The sequence below is a fragment of the Micromonospora deserti genome, assembly GCF_003236335.1.
Classification (GTDB): domain Bacteria; phylum Actinomycetota; class Actinomycetes; order Mycobacteriales; family Micromonosporaceae; genus Micromonospora; species Micromonospora deserti.
The window spans coordinates 1-5067 of record NZ_POUB01000357.1; the positions used below are offsets into that span (position 1 = coordinate 1).

The 5067-nt window shown below is 74.7% G+C and carries 5 protein-coding genes; 3 read left to right on the forward strand and 2 right to left on the reverse strand.

What is annotated here, in order from left to right; translation table 11 throughout:
• Together C1I99_RS29110 and C1I99_RS29115 are read right to left on the reverse strand one after the other, a co-directional pair.
• Positions 1-940: tRNA (adenine-N1)-methyltransferase (locus C1I99_RS29110; RefSeq protein ID WP_111137393.1), on the reverse strand; the 940-nt coding region annotated here is incomplete at its 3' end.
• A complete protein-coding gene (locus C1I99_RS29115) occupies positions 937-2025 on the reverse strand; it encodes a site-2 protease family protein (protein ID WP_438941461.1) in 1089 nt (362 codons plus the stop codon). The genes C1I99_RS29115 and C1I99_RS29110, both read right to left, overlap by 4 nt.
• 143 nt (positions 2026-2168) lie before the next feature.
• Between C1I99_RS29115 and C1I99_RS29120 the strand changes: the two genes are divergently transcribed.
• The 3 genes from C1I99_RS29120 to C1I99_RS29130 all read left to right on the forward strand — a co-directional run.
• Complete coding sequence (locus tag C1I99_RS29120; protein WP_111137395.1) at positions 2169-3080, forward strand: RecB family exonuclease; 912 nt, start codon at positions 2169-2171, stop codon at positions 3078-3080.
• A gap of 89 nt (positions 3081-3169) precedes the next feature.
• Complete coding sequence (locus C1I99_RS29125) at positions 3170-4363, forward strand: sensor histidine kinase (protein ID WP_111137396.1); 1194 nt, start codon at positions 3170-3172, stop codon at positions 4361-4363.
• A gap of 32 nt (positions 4364-4395) precedes the next feature.
• A partial coding sequence (locus C1I99_RS29130) for a response regulator (protein WP_111137397.1) occupies positions 4396-5067 on the forward strand: 672 nt, incomplete at its 3' end.

Below are 5067 nucleotides of genomic sequence, written 5' to 3' on the forward strand. Positions count from 1 at the left end.
CCTCCGCCTCGCGCAGGGCCTGCCGGCGCTGCGCGTACGCCTCGGTGCCCTTACTGGGCTTGCGCCGCCGCGGTGGGGCGGTGACGCCGGGAGCTAGCTTGCGCGCGGAGACCAGGAACGCGGTGTGCGCGACCATGCGGTGGTCGGGGCGGACCGCCAGCCCCTCGGCGTGCCAGTCGCGCACCAGCGACTCCCAGGCCCGCGGCTCCGTCCAGCCGCCGCGCTCGCGCAGCGCCTCGACCAGCTCCGACAGCTGCGGGGTGGTGGCCACGTAGCCGATGAACACCCCGCCCGGCAGCAGCGCCCGCTCGACCATGTCGAGGCTCTCCCACGGGGTGAGCATGTCCAGGATGATCCGGTCGAAGCCGGTCTCCTCGCACGCCGCGACGTCGCCGACGTGCAGGTGCCAGGCGGGGTGCGGCCCGTTGAAGAACGCCTCGACGTTGCGCTTGGCGATCTGGGCGAAGTCCTCACGCAGCTCGTACGAGTGCAGTTCCCCCTCGGTGCCGACCGCCCGCAGCAGCGAGCAGCTCAACGCCCCCGACCCGGCGCCGGCCTCCAGGACCTTCGCGCCGGGGAAGATGTCGCCCATCGCGACGATCTGCGCGGAGTCCTTCGGGTAGATCACCTGCGCCCCACGCGGCATGGACAACACGTAGTCCGACAGCAGTGGCCGCAGGGCCAGGAACTGCGTCCCGCCCCCGGAGGTGGTCACCACGCTGCCGTCGGGCAGGCCGATCAGCGCGTCGTGCTCCAGGATGCCCCGGTGGGTGTGGAACGCCCTGCCCGGTTCCAGGGTGACCGTGTGCATCCGCCCCTTCGGGTCGGTGAGCTGCACCCGGTCACCGGGCCGGAACGGCCCCCGGCGTACGGGTGTCGCCGCCGGGGCGCCGGCGGGCCGGGTGCCCGATCCGGCCGGGGCGGAGGGAGTTGCCGTCACGTGTTCATCTTCCGTCGAGGTTCCAGGAGCTGAGCCAGATCCGCGATGTGCAGAACGCCCACGACATCTTCGCCTGAGGTCACCACGTACTGTGCGCCCGGGTGGGTCTGCACCGTCTCCATCACCCGCTCCCCGTCCAAGCCGACCGGCATGGTGGGTAGGCCGGCCAGCGAACGGGACACCGCGTCCACGGCCAGCCAGGGGCGGCGCTCGACCGGCACCGCCTCGGCGGCGGCCGGGTCGACCAGTGCGTGCGGTCGGCCGGCGGAGTCGGTGACCAGCAGCACGGCGTCCGGCTCGGTGGTGGCCCGCCGGCGCTGCGCTTCGGCGAGGGGGGTGCCGGTGGGCACGGCGAACACCGGACGGGCCAGCCGGGACAGGTCGATCAACGGGAACCGGCGACTGACCCGGGCCACCCGGATCGACTGCCCAGCGCCGCGCCACAGGGTGAACGCGACCAGCAGCATCAGCGGCAGCGCCAGCGGCGCCAGGTCGCGGGTGAGGGTGAACAGGACCACCAGCGCCGCGGTGCCGACCGCGACCACCCGTCCCACCCAGCCGGCCACCTCGGTGCCCCGGTGCCGGTCCCGGGTCAGCGCCCACACCGCGGCGCGCAGCGCCCGGCCGCCGTCCAGCGGCAGCCCGGGCAGGATGTTGAACAGCGCGACAATGACGTTGCTCACCGCCAACTGGAAGGCGAGCTGGTTGGCCACCGTGCGGTCCGGCAGGGCCAGGGTGGCGGCCACCGCGACCACGCCGAGCACCGCGGAGACGGCCGGACCGGCCAGCGACACCAGCAGGTCGACCCGGGGGGTGGGGGCGTCGCGGTCCATCTCGGTGTAGCCGCCGAGCAGTTCCAGAGTGATCCCGCGCACACCGATGCCGAAGCGGCGGGCCGTCAGGGCGTGACCCAGCTCGTGCAGCAGCACCGAGCCGAGCAGCGAGACGACGAAGCCGAAGCCGATCAGGTAGCCGCCGAACTGCGGCAGGTCGAGCTGGCGGCGGGCGAACTCGGCGTACATGACGGTCACCAGCAGGGCCAGCAGGACCATCGACCCGTTGAGGTGCAGCGGCACCCCGAACACCCGGCCGACGGTCAGGCCGGGCCGCCGGTCGGGCCGGCGCTGCGGCCGCCTCGTCTGCTCCATCGGGACGATGCTACGCGGGGCCGATCATGCACCGGAGCGGCGATCGGGGGGTGTCACACCGGTGCCCTAACCTTCCGGGCATGACGGCGGAACCGGTGACCACGCAGCAGCCTCCGATTCCGGCGGAGGTGCCGGCGACGGTGCGGGCCTCACTGTCGCCGTCGCGGGCGGCGGATTTCAAGACCTGCCCGCTGCTCTACCGGTTCCGCAGCATCGACCGGCTGCCCGAGCGCCCCACCGCCGAGCAGGCCCGCGGCACGCTGGTGCACGCCGTGCTGGAGCGGCTGTTCGACCTGCCCGCGGCGGCCCGCACCCCCTCCGCCGCAGGTGACCTGGTGGCCCCCCAGTGGGACCGGCTGGTCACCGAGCAGCCCGAGCTGGCCGAGCTCTTCCCCGCCGGCGACCCGGCCGGGGCGGAGTTCCTGCGCTCGGCGGCCGCGCTGCTCGACGGCTACTTCGCGGTGGAGGATCCGCGCCGACTGGAGCCGGCCGAGCGGGAGAGCCTGATCTCCGCCGTGGTCGACGAGGAGCTGCTGATCCGGGGCTACCTCGACCGGCTCGACGTGGCCCCGGACGGCGCGCTGCGGGTGGTCGACTACAAGACCGGCGGGGCACCGCGGGAGGCGTTCGAGGCGCGCGCGCTGTTCCAGCTTAAGTTCTACGCGCTGGTGCTGTGGCGTACCCGGGGCGTGGTGCCCCGGGTACTGCGGCTGCTCTACCTGAAGGACGCGGAGGTCTGCGACTACGCCCCCGATGCCGAGGAACTGCTGCGGTTCGAGCGCACGGTGGTGGCGTTGTGGCGGGCGATCGAGCAGGCCACCGCCCGGCAGGATTTCCGCCCCCGGCCGAGCCGGCTCTGCGACTGGTGCAGCCACCAGGCGCTCTGCCCCAGCTTCGGGGGCACCCCGCCGCCGTTCCCGGCGGTGCAGGCGGCGCCGGATCCGCTGCGCGACGCCCGCTCCCGCCCGGCTCCCCCCGGCGCCGACGAGTGACCCGGCCCGGCCGCCCTCCTCCCCAGGGAGGAGGGCGGCCTCGTCGCCGGCGACGATCTGCCCGCCGTGACGGCGGCTAGCGTCGCGGTATGAGTTCGGGCCTGAGGGCGTGGCTACGCCGACACCCGCTCGCCGGTGACGCGCTGCTCGCCGCCGGGCTGGTCGCGGCGGAGGTCGTGTTCACCCTGGTCACCCCCCGCGCGTACTGGCCCGAGCGGCTGCTGGCCGCGCTGGGCTGGAGCGTGCTGTGCGCGCTGCCGGTGGCGCTGCGGCGGGCGGCGCCCTGGCCGGCGGTGGCAGCGGCGGTGGCGACGCTCGCGGTGCCCGCGCTGCTCGGCGTCGCGCCGACCGCGCAGGGCCTGACCTTCATCGTGCTCACCTACACGATGGCGGCGAACCGGCCGGTGCGGGCCGCCACGGCCGCCGCGGTGACGCTCTGGCTGCCGGTGGCGGTGGCGAACACGGTGGCACCCCTGGACGGCATGTTGGAGGAGTTCAGCAGCGCCTACCTGGTGCTCAACAACCTGCTGATCGGCGTGGTGTCGTACTCGGTGGGGCGGGCGGTGCACGCCCGACGGGCGTCCACCGAGGCGCTGCGCGAGCGGGCCCGGGTGGCCGAGGAGAACCAGCGCTCCCTGGCCGAGCAGGCGGTCGCCGAGGAGCGCCGGCGCATCGCCCGGGAACTGCACGACGTGGTGGCGCACCATGTGAGCGTGATGGGGGTGCTGGCGACGGGCGCGCGGCGGGTGCTGCGCCGGGACCCGGACGCCGCGGACGAGGCGATCGCCACGGTCGAGGAGACCAGCCGGGCGACGCTGCGGGAGCTGCGCCGGCTGCTGGACGTGCTACGCACCGAGGCGGAGCCCGCGGCCGAACTCGCCCCGCAGCCGGGCCTGGCCGGCGTGGCCGCGCTGGTCGAGCAGGTGCGGGACGCCGGCCTGCCGGTGACGCTGCGGGTCGAGGGCGCGCCCGAGGCGATGGAGGAGGGGGTGGCGCTGACCATCTACCGGATCGTGCAGGAGGCACTGACCAACGCCCTCAAACACGCCGGCGCGGCGACCGCGCAGGTGCGGCTGACCTTCGCCGGGGGCGCGGTCGAGGTGGAGGTCACCGACACCGGGCGGGGGCCGGGACCGGGCACCGACCGGGTCGGGCATGGGCTGGTGGGCATGCGGGAACGGGTCGGCCTCTACGGTGGTGTCCTGCGCGCCGGGCCGCGTGCCGGCGGCGGGTTCCGGGTGTACGCGAAGATTCCGGTGGAGCGGCTGGGGGCCCCGGCGTGACCGCCGCGGCGACGGCAGGACAGGGAGAGCAGATGAGCGAGGCGACGGCACGGACGCGGCCGGTGCGGGTCCTGCTCGCCGACGACCAGCCGCTGCTGCGTACCGGCTTCCGGATGGTGCTGGGCGCGGAGGACGACCTGGACATCGTGGCCGAGGCCGGCGACGGGCTGGAGGCGGTGGAGCTGTCCCGCCGGCTGCTGCCCGACGTGGTGCTGATGGACATCCGGATGCCGCGGATGGACGGGGTCGCCGCGACCCGGGCGATCGTCGACGCGCGGCTGCCGGTGCGGGTGCTGATCCTGACCACCTTCGACCTGGACGAGTACGTGGTGGGGGCGCTGCGGGCCGGGGCGAGCGGCTTCCTGGCCAAGGACGTGCCGGCGGAGGACCTGGTGACGGCGATCCGCACGGTGGCGGCCGGGGACGCGGTGGTCGCCCCGCGCATCCTCAAGCGGCTGCTGGACCGGTTCGCCGACGTGCTGCCCGACCCGGCGGCAGCCCCACCGAAGACGCTCAGCGCCCTGACCGAGCGGGAGCGGGAGGTGCTGGTGCAGGTCGCCCGGGGCCTGTCCAACGCCGAGATCGCGCGGGCGCTGTCGGTCAGCGAGACCACCATCAAGACCCACGTCGGGCATGTGCTGACCAAGCTGGGGCTGCGCGACCGGGTGCAGGCCGTCGTGCTGGCGTACGAGTCGGGCCTGGTC